At 67.1% G+C, this 584-nt stretch carries 1 protein-coding gene; it reads left to right on the top strand.

The features are described from left to right. Nucleotides 1-283: 283 nt before the first annotated feature. On the top strand, nt 284-584 hold a 301-nt coding region (locus tag ABD323_RS44170; RefSeq protein ID WP_344447634.1), incomplete at its 3' end, for a TetR/AcrR family transcriptional regulator.

The raw sequence follows: 584 nt of genomic DNA, 5'->3' as shown, positions 1-584 counted from the left end.
AGACCAGGCTGTAGCCCTCCACCACCCACTGAAGTCCGCTGACGCCGGAGTGCAGTTGCTGCCCGATGCGGGGCAGCGCGTTGTTGACGATGACGTTGTCGAGCATCGCCATGAACATCGTGGCGCACAGGGTGGCGAGCACGAGCCTCTTGTGTCGGGCGGGCGGCTTCATCGGCACATTCCCTAACAGTGTTAGTCGGTTGTTTCGGTGCGGCTAGACTGCCCCTAACAGTGTTAGATGGCAAGCGGGATTTCCGGTGGAACCCATGGACGGAGGTGGCCGATGGCCGTGGAGGGCAGTACTGATGACGGACCGTCACAGCCCGGACTGACCCGGCAGGCGCTCGCCCAGGCGGCCCTGCGGGTGCTGGAGCGCGAGGGCGTCAACGGCCTGTCGATGCGCAAGGTCGCCGCCGAACTGGGGGTGAAGGCGGCCTCGTTGTACTGGCACGTGCGCAACAAGGAGGAGCTGCTCGACCTGCTCACCGACGAACTCATGGCCGACGCCGAGGCGCCGCCCCGGGGGGGCGACTGGCGCGGGCAGCTGCGCGAGTACTGCCTGCGCTACCGCCCGCACCTGCTCG

Origin of the sequence: Kitasatospora nipponensis (assembly GCF_039528135.1) — a bacterium.
GTDB classification, from domain to species: Bacteria; Actinomycetota; Actinomycetes; order Streptomycetales; family Streptomycetaceae; genus Kitasatospora; species Kitasatospora nipponensis.
The sequence above is the reverse complement of the archived record's forward strand: the minus strand, read 5'-3'. Positions and strand labels throughout refer to the sequence as shown.